15 protein-coding genes are annotated in these 19104 nt (G+C 61.6%); 5 read left to right on the top strand and 10 right to left on the bottom strand.

What is annotated here, in order from left to right; all coding sequences use genetic code 11:
- Positions 1 to 56 precede the first annotated feature (56 nt).
- From tssH to tssB, 7 genes are all read right to left on the bottom strand, one after another.
- Positions 57 to 2597, bottom strand: coding sequence for a type VI secretion system ATPase TssH (gene tssH, locus EJA70_RS22510; protein ID WP_158833616.1), 2541 nt, complete (start codon positions 2595 to 2597; stop codon positions 57 to 59).
- Position 2598: 1 nt separating this feature from the next.
- On the bottom strand, positions 2599 to 3624 hold the full coding sequence (gene tssG / locus EJA70_RS22505; protein ID WP_158833614.1) for a type VI secretion system baseplate subunit TssG: 1026 nt from the start codon (positions 3622 to 3624) through the stop codon (positions 2599 to 2601).
- Complete coding sequence (gene tssF / locus EJA70_RS22500; RefSeq protein ID WP_158833611.1) at positions 3588 to 5381, bottom strand: type VI secretion system baseplate subunit TssF; 1794 nt, start codon at positions 5379 to 5381, stop codon at positions 3588 to 3590. The genes tssG and tssF overlap by 37 nt, the downstream gene beginning before the upstream one ends.
- Positions 5365 to 5808, bottom strand: a complete 444-nt coding sequence (tssE, locus tag EJA70_RS22495; protein ID WP_158833609.1) for a type VI secretion system baseplate subunit TssE — start codon at positions 5806 to 5808, stop codon at positions 5365 to 5367. The genes tssF and tssE overlap by 17 nt, the downstream gene beginning before the upstream one ends.
- A 15-nt stretch (positions 5809 to 5823) precedes the next feature.
- Positions 5824 to 6321, bottom strand: a complete 498-nt coding sequence (locus EJA70_RS22490) for an Hcp family type VI secretion system effector (protein WP_008083964.1) — start codon at positions 6319 to 6321, stop codon at positions 5824 to 5826.
- A 423-nt stretch (positions 6322 to 6744) separates the two neighbouring features.
- Complete coding sequence (gene tssC, locus EJA70_RS22480; protein WP_008083962.1) at positions 6745 to 8226, bottom strand: type VI secretion system contractile sheath large subunit; 1482 nt, start codon at positions 8224 to 8226, stop codon at positions 6745 to 6747.
- 30 nt (positions 8227 to 8256) lie between these two features.
- Positions 8257 to 8799: a type VI secretion system contractile sheath small subunit gene (gene tssB / locus EJA70_RS22475; RefSeq protein WP_008083961.1), complete on the bottom strand. Its 543-nt coding sequence runs from the start codon at positions 8797 to 8799 to the stop codon at positions 8257 to 8259.
- Between the two features lie 227 nt (positions 8800 to 9026).
- Here tssB and EJA70_RS22470 point away from each other — a divergent pair, with 227 nt between their 5' ends.
- From EJA70_RS22470 to tssA, 5 genes are read left to right on the top strand one after another with little or no spacing between them, the layout of a single operon-like run.
- Entirely contained in the window at positions 9027 to 9476 is a 450-nt protein-coding gene (locus tag EJA70_RS22470) for a type VI secretion protein (protein ID WP_158833607.1), read from the top strand.
- A gap of 46 nt (positions 9477 to 9522) precedes the next feature.
- Positions 9523 to 10854, top strand: a complete 1332-nt coding sequence (gene tssK, locus EJA70_RS22465) for a type VI secretion system baseplate subunit TssK (RefSeq protein ID WP_158833605.1) — start codon at positions 9523 to 9525, stop codon at positions 10852 to 10854.
- A gap of 18 nt (positions 10855 to 10872) precedes the next feature.
- Positions 10873 to 11637 carry a DotU/TssL family secretion system protein gene (locus EJA70_RS22460; protein ID WP_158833603.1) on the top strand — a complete coding sequence of 255 codons (765 nt, stop codon included), beginning with the start codon at positions 10873 to 10875 and terminating at the stop codon, positions 11635 to 11637.
- Positions 11634 to 15464: a type VI secretion protein IcmF/TssM N-terminal domain-containing protein gene (locus EJA70_RS22455; RefSeq protein WP_158833602.1), complete on the top strand. Its 3831-nt coding sequence runs from the start codon at positions 11634 to 11636 to the stop codon at positions 15462 to 15464. The genes EJA70_RS22460 and EJA70_RS22455 overlap by 4 nt, the downstream gene beginning before the upstream one ends.
- Complete coding sequence (tssA, locus tag EJA70_RS22450; RefSeq protein ID WP_158833600.1) at positions 15461 to 16543, top strand: type VI secretion system protein TssA; 1083 nt, start codon at positions 15461 to 15463, stop codon at positions 16541 to 16543. The genes EJA70_RS22455 and tssA overlap by 4 nt, the downstream gene beginning before the upstream one ends.
- Here the strand turns inward: tssA and EJA70_RS22445 are convergent.
- The 3 genes from EJA70_RS22445 to EJA70_RS22435 form a co-directional block, all read right to left on the bottom strand.
- The gene (locus EJA70_RS22445; protein ID WP_008083953.1) at positions 16540 to 17508 is read right to left on the bottom strand and encodes a 2-hydroxyacid dehydrogenase; all 969 of its coding nucleotides are present in this window, start codon (positions 17506 to 17508) and stop codon (positions 16540 to 16542) included. The genes tssA and EJA70_RS22445 overlap by 4 nt on opposite strands.
- A 140-nt stretch (positions 17509 to 17648) precedes the next feature.
- Entirely contained in the window at positions 17649 to 18173 is a 525-nt protein-coding gene (locus tag EJA70_RS22440; protein ID WP_158833599.1) for a cysteine hydrolase family protein, read from the bottom strand.
- Positions 18174 to 18380: 207 nt separating this feature from the next.
- The gene (locus EJA70_RS22435; protein ID WP_158833598.1) at positions 18381 to 18764 is read right to left on the bottom strand and encodes a tautomerase family protein; all 384 of its coding nucleotides are present in this window, start codon (positions 18762 to 18764) and stop codon (positions 18381 to 18383) included.
- Positions 18765 to 19104 lie beyond the last annotated feature (340 nt).

Genomic DNA, 19104 nt, shown 5'->3' with positions numbered 1-19104 from the left:
CCATTTTTTGTAGCTTGATCTCTTTATGCTGGCTTCGTGAATCTCGCCTGTGCTGTTCACTCCAACACCCACTCCGCCAACTTCCCTGTCACTTGCGTCATCAACACATTCTCAACATCACGCGCACCGGCCGCGCTGCATTTGGCGAGTACCGCTTTAACGATTCCCGAATCAAACTCGAACTGCTTGCCGGTCGCTGCTTTGTACCTGCCTCGCAGTTTTTCCAACTTGGCCAGCACAATCCCTTCCAGCGACGCCTCATCCAGTGGTCGATAAGCAACCACAGTCATGCGCGCCAGAAACGCCGGGCGGAAGGCTTGCAGGAGGACTTTGTGCAGCGCTTCGTTGAAGGCTTCGCTGCCGAGTTGCGCAACCGGCGTGTCGAGCAACAGTTCCGCGCCGACATTGCTAGTGGCGAGCATTACGGTGTTCTTGAAATCCACCACTAACCCGGTGCCGTCCTCCATCAAGCCTTTGTCGAAAACGTTGTAAAACGCCTCCAGTACATCCGGATGGGCCTTCTCGATTTCATCCAGCAACACCACCGAATACGGTTTGCGCCGAACCGCTTCGGTCAGCACGCCGCCACTGCCGTAACCGACATAACCAGGCGGGGCACCTTTGAGCTGGCTGACGGTATGGGCTTCCTGGTACTCGGAAAGGTTGATGCTGATCAGGTTGCGTTCGCCGCCGTACAGGGCATCGGCCAAGGCATAAGCGGTTTCGGTTTTGCCGACGCCGGTAGGGCCGACCAACAGGAACACACCAACCGGTTTCTGTGGATCGGTCAGTCCGGCGCGATAGGCCTGCAAGCGTTGCGCGATGGTATTGAGCGCGGTGCTTTGCCCCATCACCCGTTGGCCCATGCGCTGACCGAGGGTGCGCACTGCGTGGGCTTCGTCGGCGAGCATTTTGCCGACGGGGATGCCGGTCCAGCCGGCGATGACAGCGGCGACGGTTTTGGTGTCGACTTGCTCGGGCACCAGTGGATCGTCCTGGCGGATGGCATCCAGTCCAGCCTCAAGGCGCAGCAATTCGCCCGCGAGATGATCGATGCGACTGTCGGTGGCTTCATCGGGTTTGTCGCTGTCGGCACGTTCGCTCAACGCCAGCAGCTCACGGCGGGTATCGAGCAATTCGCGCACGGCCACGCGCTCTTCGCTCCAGCGGGTTTCCAGTTCGCGGATCGCTTGCACATTGTTTTTCGATTCATCTTCCAGCAGGGTGATGCGTTCCCTGTGATCCAGGCCGGTAGCCTGCTCGCGACGCAGACGTTCGACTTCATCCTTGAGGCTGTTTTGCCGGTGGCGCAGGCTTTCCAGAGGCGGCGGCACATCGTGCTGGCCGAGGGCGACGCGGGCACACGCGGTGTCGAGCACGCTGATGGCTTTGTCCGGTAACTGGCGACCGGAAATGTAGCGATGCGAGAGTTTCACCGCTTCATGGATTGCGGCATCGAGCACCTGCACGCCATGGTGCTGTTCGAGTTTGGCGGCGACGCCACGGAGCATTTCCACGGCGGTTATTTCGTCGGGCTCCTCCACCTGCACCAGCTGAAAACGGCGGGCGAGGGCCGGGTCTTTCTCGAAGTATTTTTTATATTCCATCCATGTAGTGGCAGCGAGGGTGCGCAACTCGCCACGGGCCAGCGCCGGTTTCAGCAGGTTGGCGGCATCGCTGCCGCCCTCGGCACCGCCAGCGCCAATCAGCGTGTGGGCTTCGTCGATGAACAGAATGATCGGTTTGTCGGCGCTGCGCACCGCGTCGATCACGCCTTTCAAGCGCTGTTCGAATTCGCCTTTGACCCCGGCGCCGGCCTGCAACAGGCCAAGGTCGAGCACGCGCAAACTCACTTCCTGCAACGACGGCGGTACGTCGCCAGCGGCGATACGCAGCGCCAGGCCTTCGACTACGGCGGTTTTACCAACGCCGGGTGCGCCGACCAGAATCGGATTGTTCTGCCGGCGCCGAAGAAGAATGTCGATGCACTGACGGATCTCGCCGTCGCGGCCAACAATGGGGTCGATGCGTCCGGCGTGGGCATCGGCGGTCAGATCCTGGGTGTATTGATCCAGCACGGTGTCTTGCCGTGGCGCAGGATTGCCAGACGACACTGAGCGTGGGCCGACATGTTCGCGCGAGTTTTCCGTCCACTCCAGCAAGTTGGCGCGCAGGGCTTCCTTGGGAATTCGCAGCAGCGACGACGCACTGTTGAGCAACAGACTGCGGCGCTCATCTCGATCAATCAGCGCCAGTAACAGCAGCCCCGAGCGGATGTTGTCGATCCCGAGCACACTGGCCTGCACCACCGCGTCTTCCAGCAATCCCAGCGTGTGCGCAGACAACGCCGGCGTGCGCGTGCTGCCAGCCTTGAACAGATCCAGCGCCTTGTTGATTTCCGCCGTCAGCGCATCCCGCTCAAGGCCAAAACGCGGCAGCAGAAAAGCAAAATCGCCACCCTCGATGTCGAGTAACTCCAACAGCAAATGCTCGATCTCGACAAAGTGATGCCCGCGTTGCAAGCAGCGTTGTGCGGCGCGTTCGAGGGCGCGGCGGTTGTCCGGGTTGAGGCGTCCGATCAGGCTGGCCAGTTCCATTTCAGGTGATCTCCAGCTGACGAAGGCGGGTTTCGATGCGTTGCACCGCGAGGTTGGCCTGGCGCTGCAAGCCACCGTTCCAGCTCAGCAACGCCGGGGCCTGACGCCCGAGTTTCATCGGCCCGGCACCGCGTACCAGCAGCACCAGGGTGATGTCCAGATCCGGGCCGAAGTACAACGCCGCCAGGCTGGCCAGCGCCGGATGCGCTTCGCCGTCCGGCAAAAATCGTCCAGCCTGCGTCGAGGGCAACGGCCCCAGCGTCAGGCGGATACCGGCATGTTCATCCCAGACCCGCGTGCCGGCGACGGCGCTGCGCCCCAGTTGCAGGTTGCGTCCACCGGCCTTCATCACGCTGCGGCTCGCTGGCGGAATGTCGCGCCAGGCACCTTCATAAGCGCTCAGTTCGACGGGCAGCGCAAACTGCTCGCGAACAATCGCCGCGAACCCGGCCAGAGAGCGGCGGCCATCGGCATACAGCGCAGTGCAGGCGAGCACCGCGCAATCGGCAATCGCCTGGCGTTCCTGCAACGATTTGGGCAACAGCCCGGTCAGCGCACGCAATTGCGCCTGCACCGGCGAAGCGCCCGGCGTGACAAACCCGAGGGCGATGCGGTGTTTGCGCATCACTTTGTAGAGCAGGCTGAGCAAGCGATGCTGGAACAGGTCGAGGAACTCGGCCGGCGCGTGATCCTTGGCGCGCGCGCGCTGTTGCAGCCATTCCTGATAGGCGTAGGGCAGGGGGCCGTCCGGGCCACCGAGGCCGAACACGGGCGTGTCGAGGGTCAGCGGTTCACCCGGTTCTTCGCGCAGGGCTTCGATCTGGCTGGCGGCAAACATCGGCGTCAATGGCCCGCGCAGTTTCACCGCTTCGGCTTGAGGCGAAGTACCGCTACCGAGGGAATCGGCTTGCGGCTGTTCGCGTTCCAGCAGCAACAATGCCTGCAACAGCTCGAACGCCTGTGGATCGCGGCGCAGGCGCTGGCTCAGTGTCAGAGCGACAGCGGCATGCCGGCTTGCGGTTGCCATGCCTTGACCTCCTTGTCGGACTGCATCAGGACTGTGCGCACAAAGCGATTGGCCGTGGCGTACACCGAAAAGAACTGCGCCAGCACGGCGGAAAACAGCACCGCGCTGCTGCCGACAAAATGCTCTGGATCGAGTTGCAATTGCACCTCAAGCCCATTGCGCCAGCCGCGCCAGGCATCGACGCCGACATGGCCGATCACGCGTTCGCAGTGCAGCCTCAGCAAGCCGTCGATCTGCCGCAACGCGCTGGCCTCATCGCGCAGGTTGTGCAGAAGCAGAATCTCTTTCAGGGCATCCAGCGCCTGTGGACCTTCAACCAGCGACAGGTGATTGAGGGTCAGCTGCGACACCAGGCGCCAGCGTGAATCACCGTCCAGGCGCGGCAAACTCTGCGGGCTCGGAGGGTTGCGCAAACGCGCCCACGCAACCGGGCCGGGGCGTTCGAAACCCAACGGTGTACCCGCCGGCAAACTCTGCGCGAGGTGGCGGTTGGTGCAGAGCAGCTCGGCAGTCAGGCTGTAGTCAGGCAGATCGGTTTGCGGCTCGAAACGCGTGTCGACCACACTCACCAACAAGTCGCTGCCCAGTCGGTTGGGCGTCATGCCGTTGACCCGTCGCGCATGCCAGTAACGCTGTTGATCGCCGCCGCTGTGCTGACTGCCGTAGTAGGCGGGCAGCCTTTGCACGCCGGCACTGGAGCTGGCGCGCATGCCGCGAATGCTATGAATTTCGACGCTGTTTTCGCGGTGGCTGTCGGCGATCAAGCGGTATTCGCTGCGGGTGCCGTCGGGGCGCAGCGGCTCCGAGGTGCGTGGGAACAGATTGATCACCGGAGCACAACCGAGGGCGATGTCACTGGCCTGTAAATGCAGGCGACTGCCGGGGGCGCGGTCGAACACGATGTACAGGTACAGCGTCTGACTGTCGCTGGTGATACCGCCCAGCGGCAGGTCGAAAAAATGAAATTTGTCGGGGAAGGCAAAGTATTCGGCGAGCAGACGCATGCCCGGATGCACACCATCCTCATCGGGTAACAGCACCTCGTCGTCGCTGAAGCCGACGATGGTCGGCAAGCCTTTTACCGCCACCGGCACACTGCCCGGCGAGCCCGCCAGCACTTGCACCGCGTGCGCGCCGAGCAGGTCATACAGGCAGGCATTGATTACCGGCGAGGCGGCCAAATGAATGCGCAGTTGTTCGATGGCAAGCGTTGACCATTGGCTGTCGCTCAGGCAACGCAAACTCAGACGCAATGCCGAACGCGACTGCGCCACGCCGGTCAGGGCCTGTGCCTCGTCGCTGCCCAGCAGCAACGCTTCGCTGACCTCTATCGGCCACAGATTCACTGCCGCCGAGGTGCGAAAGTGGATGCTCTGGCCCTTGTCGGTGGTGACGAACAGCGGTGTGTCGCGGGGCAGCGGATAGCCGCCATCAAGGTTGCCCTTGCTCGGGTCCGGTTCGAACTGGACGATGGCGCACGACGGCAGCGGACGCATCGCCAAGGGGTAAAGCTGTTCGAGCAGCGCATCGCTGAACTCGGCGTAATCGTCATCCAGGCGCCGTTGCAGACGCGCCGCCAGCAGCGCAAAACCTTCGAGCAAACGCTCGACATGCGGGTCGGGGCACTCACCGGGTGACAGTTCCAGGCGCCGCGCGACTTTCGGATAGCGCTCGGCGAATTGACTGCCGGCATGCCGTAGCCAGGTCAGTTCGCGTTGGTAATAGTCGAGCAGTTGCGGGTCAATCGAGTCGCTCATGGCGCACCTCCAGCCCTTGACCGCCGGGCTCGATGACAAACGCTACCGGCCAGTGTTGCTGACCGCTGCGCAGCTCACCGAGCAAGCGAATGCTCATGCGTTGCGGCTGATCGGGCAGGGGGTTGATCTGAACTTCGGCGAGTTTCAGACGCGGTTCGAACCAGGTGATGGCTTCGCGAATATCCCGCGCCAGGCGACGACGGTCATCGCTGCGCTGTTGTTGCAAAGCGCTCCAGTCGGCGATGCCGTAGTCGATCACGCTGGGTGGCTGGGTCAGTGTGCGCGGGCCACGCCGGGTATTGAACAGGCGCCCGAGCTCGGCGTGCACCGAGTCGAGCAAGTCCTGCCGATCGAACGCCCGCAGGTCGTCGGCCTCGCTCGAAGCGAGGCGTTCGAACAGCGGGGGGAGCATGCCGGTGCCTGCCATGGCCGCGACGCCGGCTTAGCTGACAAGCTTGTTGGCAGCCATGTCCCAGGTCGATGCGGCCGTGCCTTCCTTGGTGCCGTCGTCTTTCTGTGCGGTGAGCTCCCATTTGATCTTGGTGAAGTTCAGCGACAGGGTTTCCACCGGTTTGCCGCCGGTGCCGCCGCTGACGCTGACGTTGGAAATCACCACGTTGGTCAGGGTGTAGACGATGAAGGGCATCAACTGTCCACTGCCTTCGGCGGCGTTGCGACCGATGGTGATCGTGGCTTCAGGGATCGGTTTACCGGCACAGCAGTACTCGTTGAGTGACGGTGTCGAGCTGTCGACGAACTTGGTCAGGGTGAACTCGCCGATGTGCGGTTTACCGGAGGTGCGCTCCGAGTTGCTGACGTCGTTGGTCACTTGCATTGCGACGTTGTGGCTGTAGGACATGACTTCGATCTTGTCCGCAAAACCTTCGAGCAGGCTGTCGCCTTTGATGTCGCCGCCGAGGTCGAGAATGATTGCATCCATCGCTTGAAACTCCTGAAGAAAATCACATTAGGCAAATGGGCTGAACACTAGGCTCAGGGCTCTGAGCACTGAGCACTGAGCACTGAACGCTGAACGCTGAACGCTGAACGCTGAACGCTGAACGCTGAACACTGAACACTGAACACTGAACACTGAACACTGAACACTGAGCACTGAGCACTGAGCACTGAGCACTGGGCACTGGGCTCTGAACACTGAGCACTGAGCACTGAGCACTGAGCACTGGGCTCTGAACACTGAGCACTGAGCACTGAGCACTGGGCTCTGAACACTGAGCACTGAGTACTGAACCTGTGGCGAGGGGATTTATCCCCGATGGGCTGCGCAGCGGCCCCAAAATCCAGGGCCGCTACGCAGCCCATCGGGATAAATCCCCTCACCACAAGGGTTTGTGTTTGAGCTTTAAGCGGCAACCGGTGGCGGCAACGTCGCCACCAGGCGGATCGACGCCGTCAGCTCTTCCAGTTGGAAGTGCGGCCGCAGGAACACCGTCGCCCGATAGGCGCCCGGCTTGCCGGCCACTTCAGTGACGTCCACCCGCGCTTCGCGCAACGGGTACTGCGCCTTGATTTCCTGCGGGGCGTTATCGTTGATCAGCACGTAGTCGGCGATCCAGTTATTGAGGTAGGTCTGCACGTTGTCGCGGGTCATGAAACTGCCGACCTTGTCGCGCATGATCACCTTCAGGTAATGAGCGAAACGTGAGGCCGCGAGCACGTACGGCAACATCGCCGAGATCCGCGCGTTGGCGTTGGCCTCGTTGGTGTTGTAGACCTTGGCCTTGTTGGTGCTCTGGCCGCCGAAGAACACCGCCACGTCGCTGTTTTTCTTGTGGCACAGGGCAATGAAGCCGAGGTCGTTGAGCTCTTTTTCACGACGGTCGGTGATCGCCACTTCGGTCGGACATTTCAGCGACAAGTCGCCAGAACTGGTGCGGAACGTATGCGCCGGCAAACCCTCTACCGCGCCGCCGCCTTCAGCACCACGAATCGCCGCGCACCAGCCGTACTTGGCAAACGCCTCGGTGATACGTTGCGACAGCGCCCACGCGGCGTTACCCCACAGGTATTTACTGTGGTCGGTGCCGTTGACGTCTTCGACGTAGTTGATGCCTTCCACCGGCGATGTGTCCGGGCCATACGGCAGGCGCAGGAGGAAGTGCGGCAGCACCAGCGAGACGTAGCGCGAATCTTCGCTCTCGCGGAACGAGCGCCACTTGATCAGCTCCTGGCTCTCGAAGACTTTCGACAGATCACGCGGCACTGCCAGCTCAGTGAAGCTGTTCATGTCGAACAGGCGCGGGCTGGCGGCGGCAATGAACGGTGCGTGGGCAGCGGCGGCAACGTTCGAGAGTTTCTCCAGCAGGCCAATGTCCTGCGGGTGACGGCCGAAGGTGTAATCGCCCACGAGCAGGCTGAACGGATGGCCGCCGAAGGTGCCGTATTCCTCTTCGTAGATCTTCTTGAACAGCGCGCTCTGGTCGAATTCGACGGCTTTTTCCAAGTCGTTCTGCAGCTCTTTCTGCGTGACGTTGAGCAGGCGCAATTTCAGCCGCGTGCTGGTTTCGGTGTTCTGCACCAGCATGTGCAGGCCACGCCACGAGGCTTCAAGTTTTTGCAGGTCAGGATGGTGCAGCACCTCGTTGAGTTGCGCGCTGATCAGCTCGTCGATCTGGCTGATGCGGTCGTTGATCATCGCCACCGTGTCCTTGTCGATGGCCATGCCTTCGTCGAGTACCTGGGTGGCGAATTCCGCGAGCATGTCGCGGGCGTAATCCTGCTGACTGTCATCGTGGGCCATGCGGCCGTCGAGAATGATCTGGTCGAGCAGCGAAAGTGTCTCGGTCGTACTGTCGCTGGCTTGTTTCTGAGCAGAAGCGGGCATGGCGAATTCTCCCCTCGATTAAGTGGACGATCAGGCTTGCGGTTCGGCCGGGGCCTCGGCATCAGCTGCCGGGGTAGCGGTGTCCGGGCGGGCCGACTTGATTTCCTGCAGGCCTTCGGTGTTGGCGATGACATCGCGCAACAGCTTGTCCAGGTCATCGTTGCCGTCGAGTTTGGTCAGCAGATCACGCAGACGCTGGCGGGCCTCGAACAGGCGCCGCAGCGGCGTGACTTGCTCCACCACCTTGACCGGGTCGAAGTCGTCGATGTGCTTGAAGTTGAGTTCGATATTGAGCTTGCTGTCGTCGCCGCTGAGGGTGTTGTTCACCTGCAGGGTGGCGCGCGGGCTGATCGAGGCGAGCACCTCGTTGAAGTTGTCGCGGTCGATTTCGGTAAAACGCCGCTCATTCAGTTTTGCCAATGGCTCAAGTGGCTTGCCCGACAGATCGGCAAGAATCCCGACCACCAGCGGCAATTCCTTTTTCTCGATGGCGTTGCCGATTTCGACGTCGTAGGTGATTTGCACTCGGGGCGGGCGCACCCGGTCGAGCTTGTGCTGAGTACTTTCTGCCATGTCGGCGAACTCCGATGCGATGAGCGGGCGCAATGCATCGGGATGGCCCGTTCATCGCTTTCCCTTGCTGGACCGTAGGTTAGAAAGGGAGGCAGATGACCTGTCGTTCCTTTGACAAACCTTCCTCATTCGGCTGTAGGAACCGAACTACCCAAGACGCTAGAACAGGTCTATAAAAATGCAAGCAAAAACATTTTTGGACAGGCTCGCGAAAAGGAAAATTCATTTTGCGTAGACGATTTTTTATAACGTTGCTGCTGGTGTGCCTCAGCGGTTGCTCCTTTTTCGGGCCGAAGGTCGACCTCGACAGCCTCACCCTCGATGTCGCCCCCAAAGCCAACGACGACACACCGATTGCCGTGGATTTCATCGCCGTCAACGACCCCGATCTGCTCAAGCAACTGTCGGGCATCAGCGCCAGCCAGTGGTTCGCCGGGCGCGAGCAGTATCAGCGCGACTATCGGCAACTGATGAGTGTGTGGGGGCTTGAGCTGGTGCCGGGGCAATTCATCGATCGTCAACCCTTCCCGCTGGGGGGCAAGAAGGCCGCTGGACTTTTAGTCTTCGCCAGCTATAACACTCCCGGAGCGCACCGATTGCGCCTCGACGACCAGAGTGAGGCGTGGCTGAAGTTCGACAGTCGCGAGATGACCCTGGTGAACAACACCGAGCACTGAAATACCACCGCTGCCGCCGGATCGCGGTCTTGTCGAAGGGAGTCGTATGAGTCTGCTACCTGACGCGGTTTGCTGGCACGAAGGCATGCAATTGCTGCCGCAGCATTTTCAGTTGCAAGGGCTCCGGGCTGAAGCCTTGGGCGCGCACCTGGCGCAGGCATGCAATCCGTGGTTCTGGGGCGTCAGCCACATGGAATTCGACCCGTCGGCACTCAGCGCCGGCGTAGTGCGCGTGTTATCGCTGCAGGGCACCATGCCTGATGGTCTGCCGGTGGATTTGCAGGCCGGGGTCGGGCCGACACTGGAGCTGGATGTCAGTGCGGCGATCGATGCCACCGACGACGCTACCGTCACTGTGTACCTGGCGATCAGTCCGCTGTGGCGTGCCGGCCAGTTGCTGCCGCTCAAGGGCCGCTTGCAGTCGGTGGTCGGCGAGGCGCTGCCGGATCTCACCAGCGGCGAATTCCCTGAATCGATTACCGTGTGGCGCCCCAACCCACGCTTGTGCACGCAGCAGAACAAGGCCGATTCGATCTGTTTGCCGCTGCTGAGAATCCGCAAGGAGGGCGGCGGTTTCCTGCCGCTCGCTTACACACCACCGACGCCAATCGTGCTGCCGGAATCTGCACTCGGTCGACGCATCGCCGGGCTCTGCGCGCGGGCGCGGGAGAAATGCCTGTTCCTCGGTGGTCGCTTGCGTCAGGCGCAACAGGCCGGCAATCAGGACGATGCACTGGAAATCCGCCGCCAGTTGACCGCGCTGTGGGCACGCTTGCCGGAAGTCGAAGGCTTGCTCAACAGCCGCATCGCTCAGCCGCAAACACTCTATGTGCAACTGTTGGGCGTGGCCGGCGCGTGGTCAGCGCTTGATCCGCTGGCCGGCGTGCCGGCGTTCGCACCGCTGGACTTTGTCGAGTTGCAGCGCGGTTATGACGCCGTCCTGCAATGGCTGGAGACCACCCTTGAACTGATCCGCGCCGGCTATCGCAGCTTGCCGTTCGAACGTGGCGAGCAGAGTTTTTCCATTCAACTGCCTGATGAACAACCGAGCCAGCGCCTGGTCATCGGCCTGCGCATGCCCAACGGCGCCAGTGAACAAGCGGCGATTGACTGGTTGCGCAGCGCGATCATCGCGTCGGCACCGCACATTGCCTTGCTCAGTCGGCAGCGCATGAGCGGTTTGAGCCATCAAGTGATGAGCCGCAGCGAGCAGGTGGCGTATAGCGTCGGCGAAGACACGCGGCTGTTTGTGATCAGCGCCGAAGGTGCCTGGTTTGACGCGCAACTGCCGCTGATGATCGCCGCGCCGGCTGCGAAGCTGACCAGCAGCCCGTGGCAAGTGGTGCTGTTTATTGCCCAGAACAGTGAAAGTGCCTGATCACACAAGGAACGCCGTATGTCGCAAGGAAGTGCCGCAAGCCTTGGGTTGCAGGACGCACCGTTGAGCAGCGCGTTCCGCGAGGCATGGCAGCAATGGCAACACGACTGGGTGCATTTGCCCAAGGACAGTGAGGACGAAACAGCGCTGGTCGAGACTGTGGTCGAGCTGTCGACCCAGGCGTCGCAACGGTTATGGCGCACGGCGTATTCACGGGTCGGCGATTCGGCGACCGAGCAGGTCAAGGCGCTGGTTTATGCCTTCGTCGCCTTGATCGATGAAACCCTGTTGTTCGAGCCATGGCCGGGGCAGGCGGCGTGGCAGGACAAACCACTGGAGTCGCGGCTGTACGCCAGTCGTCAGGCGGGCGAGCAGGTGCCGGCGGCGATTCAAAGTCTGCTCGATGACCAGCAACCGATCACTCGTGATCTGGCCAACGTCTATTTGCAATGTCTGATTCTGGGTTTCCATGGCCGCCTGCGCGGTGAACACAGCCTCGCGCAATTGGCCAAGTGGCGGCTGGCGCTGTTCAACTTTGCCTGGCAGGACGAAGCCACGTATGACGATGTCAGTCGGCGTCTGGTGCAGCCGTCGTTGACCACCCCCTTGCAGTTGCCGGTGCGCACGGCGCTGCCGGACGGCTTTCGCCTGGCCTTGGGGATTCTGGCGATGCTGCTGTTGCTGACGGGGCTGGGTCATTGGTTATGGCGCGATATCGCCGAGGAGTTGCAACCGATATTGCAAACCAGCGATGTGGTCGCCGCACCGGAGCAAGGCTCATGAGCCCGCTGACGATTGTTGCGTGGGTGGTTGCGCTGTTACTGCTGCTGGTCATCATCGCGGTGGCGGTGTGGTGGTTGCGCACCCAGAGCGGCGCGGCGATCCGCAGTTTTTATGCGTCGGTGCGCCACATGGAGCAGGAGCAGGGCAGTCAGGATCGTTATCAGATGCCGTGGCTGCTGATGCTCGGCGATGAAAACCAGGGCACGCAACTGGTCAGCGAATGGCGCTTGCAGCCGACCGACAAACCCGCCTGGTTCGGCCGCTGGTGGTCAGACCCCGAAGGCGCGGTGCTGGTGGTGCCGCAGGCGCTGTTTCTGCCGGATGACGGCATGCACCTGCAACGCGGCGGCTGGTGGCGCCTGCTCGGGCTGATCCTGCGGTTGCGCAGCAAACGGCCACTGGACGCGGTGATCTGGACGGTGCCGGCCAGTCGCCTGAGCAATCTGGAGCAGGCCACCAGTCTTGGCCTGGCCGCACGCCGACGTTTCATCGACTTGCTGCAACGCTTTGGCCTGAGCGTGCCGGTGTACGTGATTGTCACCGGCCTGGAAGATTTGCCGGGGTTTCAGGAGTTGATCGGCGCGCTGCCGGAAGAGGCGCGCGAACGTACCTTGGGCTGGTCGTCACCGTACCCGCGTGACGCCGTCTGGCAGGGGCAATGGAGTGATCAGGCGCTGGATCGCCTGCACCGGGCGGTGGCCGAAGCTGTGATCGAAATCGGCACCTTGTCCGGACAATTGAGTGCGGATCTGTACGCCTTGCCTGAACGCTTGGAGACATTGCGGCGTGGTTTGCAGAATGTTCTCGAACCGGTTTTTCAGGGCAATGCGCAGGGCGAAGCACCGTGTTTTCGTGGTGTGTATTTCACCGCCAACATTGCCGGGGACGATGCGCAGGATGGTTTCTCCGCCGACGACAGCGGTCTGCAGCGCAGCGCGTTTGCGCGACAGTTATGGCGGCAGCGATTGGTCGGGGAACGCGGATTGGCGCAGAGTGTGCCGCGTCTGCTGCGTCTGCGCCAGCGTTGGCAACGGCTGACCGCCGGCGTTGCCCTGGTGGTCGGGGTGGTCTGGGCGGTGGCGATGGTCTGGGTCTGGCATGTCTCGGTCAGGGACGCGCACGAGCTGGCGCGGCAGATGCAAAACGCACAGAAAAGCTACGTGGCGGTCACCGATGAGGCGCATCGCATCGAGCCGACCCGGCGCAACGTCCAGTCGTTCTGGCGGGTGCTGGAGAAGGCGCCGCACTGGAACTATGTCTCGCTGGTGTTCCCGACCTCGTGGTTTTCTTCGCTCGACACGCAACTGGAGCAAGAGGTCTTCCAGTCGACCCAACGGCATATTCTCTTGCCTCTGCATCAATTGCTGAGCGCCGATCTGGCAACCATCAAGGCGATCCGCAGCACCGACCGGCGCAGCAGCGTCGAGAGCGAAGACCCGGCGCAATGGCAGAATTATCAAAAAGCCAACGATCTGGTCGATCGCGCGTTGCGGCTGGAGCAGCAGAACCAATTGTTCAATCAGGTGCAAACCGATCAGCACGCGCCGCTGGATGATCTGGTGCAGTTGAGCAACAGCGCGCTGTCGCTGAACCTCAACAGCGCGACCTTGCCCTACGCGCCGTTTTACAATCGATTGCTCGTGGCCGGCGACAGCAACGGCGACAATTTGCAGGCACTCGACCTGAGCGTCGACCGCCCGCAGATCGTCAGCAATTTTTCCGGGCTGATGCAGCGCTGGCTCGATCAGTACTTTCTCGCCGACAACTTTGTCAGCCGCGCCGGTTACCTGAAACTGCACCTGAATCAACTGCAGGCCGGCAGCGGCAATAGCCTGCGCGAACTGGAAGACCTGAGCGCGCTGATCGACGATCTGCAAGCGGCGATTGCCCTGACCAATTCCACCTGGAGTCGCGGCAAGGGCCAGGAACTGGTACCGGGCTATCGCGACTTTATCGACAAGGTGCGCAAGAGTTCGTTGTTGGGGCAGCAGGTCGGGCAAGACCTCGACACTCAGGCGGCACAGTTGCAGCAGAGCTTTCGCGATCAATGGATCGCCCAAGTCGGCTCGCGGGACAATTTGCTGGTGCAACAGGCCAGCGGGCAATTGGCGTTGCAGGAGCAAGTGGTGAAGCTGCATAACGCGATTCAGGCGTTATTCAAGCGTGATTTTGTCTCGGTAGCCCTGCGTGCCAGCCAGGACAACGTCAATCTGCAAGGGCAGACCGTAGACGGCGATGACCTTAATGAGTCGCTGAAGTATTTCGCCGATTACAACAGTTACATCGCCGAAGAGCTGCCGCGCATACCGCCGGATTATCGCAGTGCGTTGATGAAAACCGCCGAGAGCGCCGCCGCCCAGGCCATGTGGATGAGCCTCAAGGATCATAACGATCAGGCGCATCCCTATGCCGTGTTCAATGTGCGGGCCGAACAAGCCATGGATTTGCAAAAGGCCTTTGTCGAAGTCCATCGCACGGACCTGGCGACGCGCCTGCAAACCGCGCTTAACCGCCGCGCCATGGCGCAGATCATCAATGGCCTGGATGAAATCACCGCGCAACCGCTGTTCGGTGGACGCACTGAAATCAGCCAATGGAACGGCTCGAAAAACCTCGGCCTGCAATTGTTCGGTGCCAACGATGTGCAGGACCTCAAACTGAGTCTCAAACAGCAGTTCAACACCATGCTCGGCATTATCGAGCGGCGAGCCACCTCGTTGCAGTGGCTGATGACGCAGCAGGCCAATCTGTCCGCGCTCGATTACGAACGCGTGACGCAGTTCAACGCGCTCAACGACGAATTGCTCAAGTACAAGGAGGCTAATCCGGCCAGTTCGCCGGCGCAGATCGAGCAACTGGTCAGCCGCGATTTCGTCGAGATGGACACCGATACTTGCTTGCAGATGCTGCAGACCGCCAATCTTTCTGGCGGCCGCGGCACCCTGGCAATGCGCGCACTGGAGCTGCAACAGACGGCCATGCAGCGCTGCCAGTTGCTCCAGGTGCAACAAGCGGCGGCCGCGTGGAATGAACTGGCCAACTATTTCAATCAATACCTGGCGGATCGGTTTCCTTTTGCCAACGGTGTGCAGGCGCAGGATGCCGACCCGGCGCGGGTCCAGTATTTACTGGAGCTGATCGACAAACGCTTGCCGGTGGCGCAGGCGGGACTGGCCACCAATCAGACCCCGGAACGTGTGGCGGCGGCAGACTTTCTCAATCGTCTGAAGCAGGCCAGTACGTGGCTGGCGCCGCTGTTCGTGCGCGACAAGAGCGGCATTCTCGGCGTCGAACTGGACGTGCGCTGGCGCACTGATCGCGATGACGAGAAGGGCGCTGATCAAGTGATCGCGGGCGGGCTGCTGGCCGGCAATCAACAGATCAATTATCCGGTGCCCGGCGAACAAGCCAATCTGCGCTGGATGGTCGGCCAGCCGATCCGCCTGACCCTGCGCTGGGCGCGCAACGGCAAGGAGCGCCCGGTCAACGATCCGCTGCAACCGAACCTGGTGGTGCGCGACCTCGAAGCCGGTTGGGAGTACGGCGGGCCTTGGTCGCTGCTGCGCATGATGCGCGCGCATTTCTCGGTGCAGCGTCAGCCGAGCATGGACTACACCGAGTTTCCGCTGGCCTTGCGTTTGCCGGTGACCGCGTCCAGCGACAGCGTCACCAGCGAATTCACGCGGATGTTCGTGCGCTTGTCGTTGATGAGTCAGGGCTCGAAATTGCCGCTGTCGATTGCACCGCTGCCCACCCGCGCCCCGCGTTCGCCGTTTCAGGCGACCAGCAGCACCGCCGCCATTGAATCGCAGAAGGAGGGGTTGTGAGCCTGCCATCGACCACGTTGCCGGATTTGATTGAGCAATTGCTTGCGCCCATCAGCACGCAGGCGCCCTGTGGGGTCGATCTGCGTTACGAGCGCGAGTTCGACCAGTTGCGCGACCTGCGCCGAGAGGACGACGCCAGCCTGCCGACCGGTGTCTGGCAATCGACACTGAAGCGGGCCAACTGGTCGGAAGTCGAGAAGCTCACGACGCAGCTGTTGCTCGAACGCAGCAAGGACCTGATGCTCAGCGCCTGGCTCGGCGAAGCCTGGCTGCACTTGCAGGCGCTGGATGGCTTGCCCGGCAGCCTGGCGCTGATCGCCGGATTGTGTGAGCGCTTTCCCGAGCATTTGCACCCGCAGGCCGAGGACGGCGACCAGTCATGGCGGGTGATTCCGCTGGAATGGCTGGTGCGTCGCTACAGTGAAATTTTGCTCACGCGCGTGCCGTTGTTCGGTACGCGCAACAGCGATTTCGAGAGTTGTACGCTGGAAGTCTGGCGCCGTTTGCAGGTTCAGCAGGTGCAGGCCAACGACAGCAAGAACGCCAAGAGTTCGGCGGAAACCGCGCGCAACGAACAGAAGAAACTCAACGATCAGGTGCGCGCAACGCCCTTGGCGTTCTGGCTGCGCACCCAGGGCAATCTGTTGTTGAGCCTGCAACACCTGCAACGGCTCGACACCTGGAGTGAAGCCTACCTGGGTGAACAGGGGCCAGGCGTGCGACCGCTGCAGGACATTATTCAAGCGCTGCTGACACTGGTTGAGGAATTTATCGCCATGCACCCACAGCAACCGGCTTCACCACCGCCACGGGTCGAGGTACCTGCCGCTGCAGAGCAGCCTGAGGAAGCGGCGCCGATCGCGCAGGTGTTTCGCGAACCGGCCAATCGCGAAGAGGCCTACCGGCAATTGCTGTTGATCGCTGAATATCTGGCCCGCACCGAGCCCCACAGCCCCGTGCCGTATCTGATTCGGCGCGGGGTGGAGTGGGGCAACAAGCCGCTGAGCGAACTGCTCGGTGAATTGATCTCGGCCGATGCCGAATCGCGACGATTGTGGACGTTGCTCGGGGTGCTTTAGTGCACGCGCTGGTTGTTGAGTTTCGGCGGCAGCGCAATTGGCGTCAGCACCGGCTGACCGGAGAAAAACGCCGCGAGATTCTTGCCCACCAACTCGACCGTGCCTTGGGTGGCTTCCGGTGACAGGCCCGCCACATGTGGGGTCAGCAACACATTGCTCAGGGTTTTCAACGCATCGGGCACTTGCGGCTCATGGTCGAAGACGTCCAGCGCGGCGCCGGCAATTCTGCGCTGTTCAAGCGCGGTGATCAGGTCCGCCGTGGCAATCACGCTGGCGCGGGCGATGTTGACGATGAAACCCTTGGGGCCGAGTGCGTCGAGCACTGGGCGCGTCACCAGATGCTGCGTGCCGATGCCGCCCGGCGTAGCGACGATGAGAAAGTCCGAGGCCCGCGCCAATTCGGTCGGCGTCGAGCAGAACGCATAAGGCACGTCGCTGCGCAGTTGGCGGCTGTGATAGCTGATGTGCATGTCGAAACCCAGGTTCGCCCGTTTGGCAATCGCCATGCCCACCGCCCCCAACCCGAGAATCCCCAGGCGCTTGCCGGCCAGCGACGGGCGCATGATTTTCGGCCATTCGCCGCGACGCACCGCGGCATCGCACCGTGGAATGTCGCGCACCAACGCCAACAGCATCGCCATCGCGTGGTCAGCCACCGACGAGGCGTTGACCCCGGCGCCGTTGGTCACGGTGATCCCGCGATCGCTGGCCGCTTGCAGATCGACCTGCTCGTAACCGGCGCCGATCACCGTGATGATTTTCAACGCGGGCAGGGCGGCGATTTCCTCGGCAGTGAGGCCCAGCGGGCCACGGGTCAGCACCGCGTCGATGCGCGCGCCGTGGGTGGCGATGGCTTGTGCCCGTTCAGCCGGTGTCGGCGCCAGAATCAGGTGAAAGCCCTGATGTTCGAGAATCGGCAAGTAATCATTGATGGTTTCAACCAGTACCAGAACGGTGGCGGGCATTGCGCGGCTCCTGTGATCGTCGCTGTGTCGGTCGCGAAAAGTCGTGTCAGAGTGCTGATTCCAGAGCGGTTTGGCAAGGGTGGCCGCTGCCCCGTATCAGCCAGTGTAGGAGCTGAAACGGGGCGCGCGCGGGCGCTTCGTCAGAACGTCACGTCGGCGCTGTTGATCAGCCGGGCGAACGCACCGCCGAGGGTTGCGTTGTGGTGGTCGATGATGGCTTGGGCGGGCAGCGCCGCGGTGTCCATGCACGTGTGGGCGTCGGCGACCAGCAGCGGTTTGAAGCCCATGTCGGCAGCTGCGCGGCAGGTGCTGTCGATGCAGAACTGGCTTTTCATGCCGACGATATAAAGGTCGTCGATCTGTGTGGCAGTGAGTTGCTGCGCCAGTTCAGTGCCGTGGAAGGCGTTGGGGCGAGATTTGTTGAAGAGGACATCGATTTCTGCGTCCAGCCCAAGTTCAGGCAGCAATTGCCAGAATGGACTGCCGGCAGCAATAGGCGAACCCTCCGGGCCGGTGTGGCGCACGGCGAAGACCACCACGTTTTGCAGGCGCGCTTTTTTGATCAGTTGCTGGATGTTGGCGAGGGTGCGTTCGCCTTCGTGAGGTTTCTCCGGGCCATGGAACAGGCCGACCTGCATATCGATGATCAACAGTGCTGCGGGCATGGTGCTTCTCCTTGGGTGCTGAAAATGCCGCACGGACGGGAGAAACAACAAGGCCCCGTCCATTGCTGGCGGGGCCTTGGGTTTGCTGCGCTGGATTTACCTCAGGCGCAAACACCACGACCCGCCGGTGGCGGTCGTGGTGGTACGGGTGAGGTGCAGCGCGCAAAGGTTCATGAGGCCGATCATGCTGTTTGCGCCGTGCCGCTGTCAATTGGCGTATTGGGCGATGCCGTTGCCGAAGGACCAGTTCTCCTTTTTCACTTCTACCAGATTGATAAACACGTCTTCGAGGCGGATCGACAGGTGCGTATTGAGGTTCTGCGCGATGGTTTGGTACAGGGCTTTCTTCTGCTCCAGCGTTCGACCTTCGTTAAGGGTGATCTGGATGATGACCAGTTGATCGGTACGCTGGATGCCGAGGTATTCGGGGTCGAAGATGAAGTGGTTGGCATCGTGCTCGTTGAGGATCTGGAAGTTGTCGTGGTCGGGGACGTTGATGGCTGTGCGCATGGCGGCGTAGATCTGCTCGCCGATGCGTTTGGCGAAGGTCGGATCGGGATGTTTTTTGATTTCGACGCGAACGAGGGGCATGGGTAGAAACTCCGTGGGGCAGGGGACTCATTCACGCTAGACCATTTGGGCCAGATTTGAAGAGTCGGCTGTTCAACCGGACGCCATCGCTGGCAAGCCAGCTCCCACAGGTTTTTTCTGTCGCCCGGGATTATGGATGTACCCCCGAACTCTGTAGGAGTGAGCCTGCTCGCGATGGCGTTGGTTCAGCCAATGAGGATGTTGACTGGGCTTGCCTCATCGCGAGCAGGCTCACTTCTACAGGGATTTGTTTGAGCAGAGACAGTGGCAACACTGCTGATCATTGTGGGAAAGGTGTCGGCATAGCTTGAATCGATGCCATCTGATCCACCGCCATCGC

The organism is Pseudomonas sp. PB103 (assembly GCF_009764635.1).
Classification (GTDB): Bacteria; Pseudomonadota; Gammaproteobacteria; order Pseudomonadales; family Pseudomonadaceae; genus Aquipseudomonas.
Note: the sequence above shows the minus strand (reverse complement) of the source record. Positions and strands in the feature narration are given on the sequence as shown.

Bases quoted from the DNA above. Each gene is read 5' to 3' on its own strand.
- EJA70_RS22440 (WP_158833599.1), bottom strand. From the start codon at position 18,173: ATGCCCGCAGCACTGTTGATCATCGATATGCAGGTCGGCCTGTTCCAT.
- tssF (WP_158833611.1), bottom strand. From the start codon at position 5,381: ATGAGCGACTCGATTGACCCGCAACTGCTCGACTATTACCAACGCGAA.
- tssC (WP_008083962.1), bottom strand. From the start codon at position 8,226: ATGCCCGCTTCTGCTCAGAAACAAGCCAGCGACAGTACGACCGAGACA.
- EJA70_RS22455 (WP_158833602.1), top strand. From the start codon at position 11,634: ATGAGCCCGCTGACGATTGTTGCGTGGGTGGTTGCGCTGTTACTGCTG.
- EJA70_RS22460 (WP_158833603.1), top strand. From the start codon at position 10,873: ATGTCGCAAGGAAGTGCCGCAAGCCTTGGGTTGCAGGACGCACCGTTG.
- EJA70_RS22435 (WP_158833598.1), bottom strand. From the start codon at position 18,764: ATGCCCCTCGTTCGCGTCGAAATCAAAAAACATCCCGATCCGACCTTC.
- tssK (WP_158833605.1), top strand. From the start codon at position 9,523: ATGAGTCTGCTACCTGACGCGGTTTGCTGGCACGAAGGCATGCAATTG.
- tssG (WP_158833614.1), bottom strand. From the start codon at position 3,624: ATGGCAACCGCAAGCCGGCATGCCGCTGTCGCTCTGACACTGAGCCAG.
- tssB (WP_008083961.1), bottom strand. From the start codon at position 8,799: ATGGCAGAAAGTACTCAGCACAAGCTCGACCGGGTGCGCCCGCCCCGA.
- tssH (WP_158833616.1), bottom strand. From the start codon at position 2,597: ATGGAACTGGCCAGCCTGATCGGACGCCTCAACCCGGACAACCGCCGC.
- EJA70_RS22445 (WP_008083953.1), bottom strand. From the start codon at position 17,508: ATGCCCGCCACCGTTCTGGTACTGGTTGAAACCATCAATGATTACTTG.
- EJA70_RS22490 (WP_008083964.1), bottom strand. From the start codon at position 6,321: ATGGATGCAATCATTCTCGACCTCGGCGGCGACATCAAAGGCGACAGC.
- tssE (WP_158833609.1), bottom strand. From the start codon at position 5,808: ATGGCAGGCACCGGCATGCTCCCCCCGCTGTTCGAACGCCTCGCTTCG.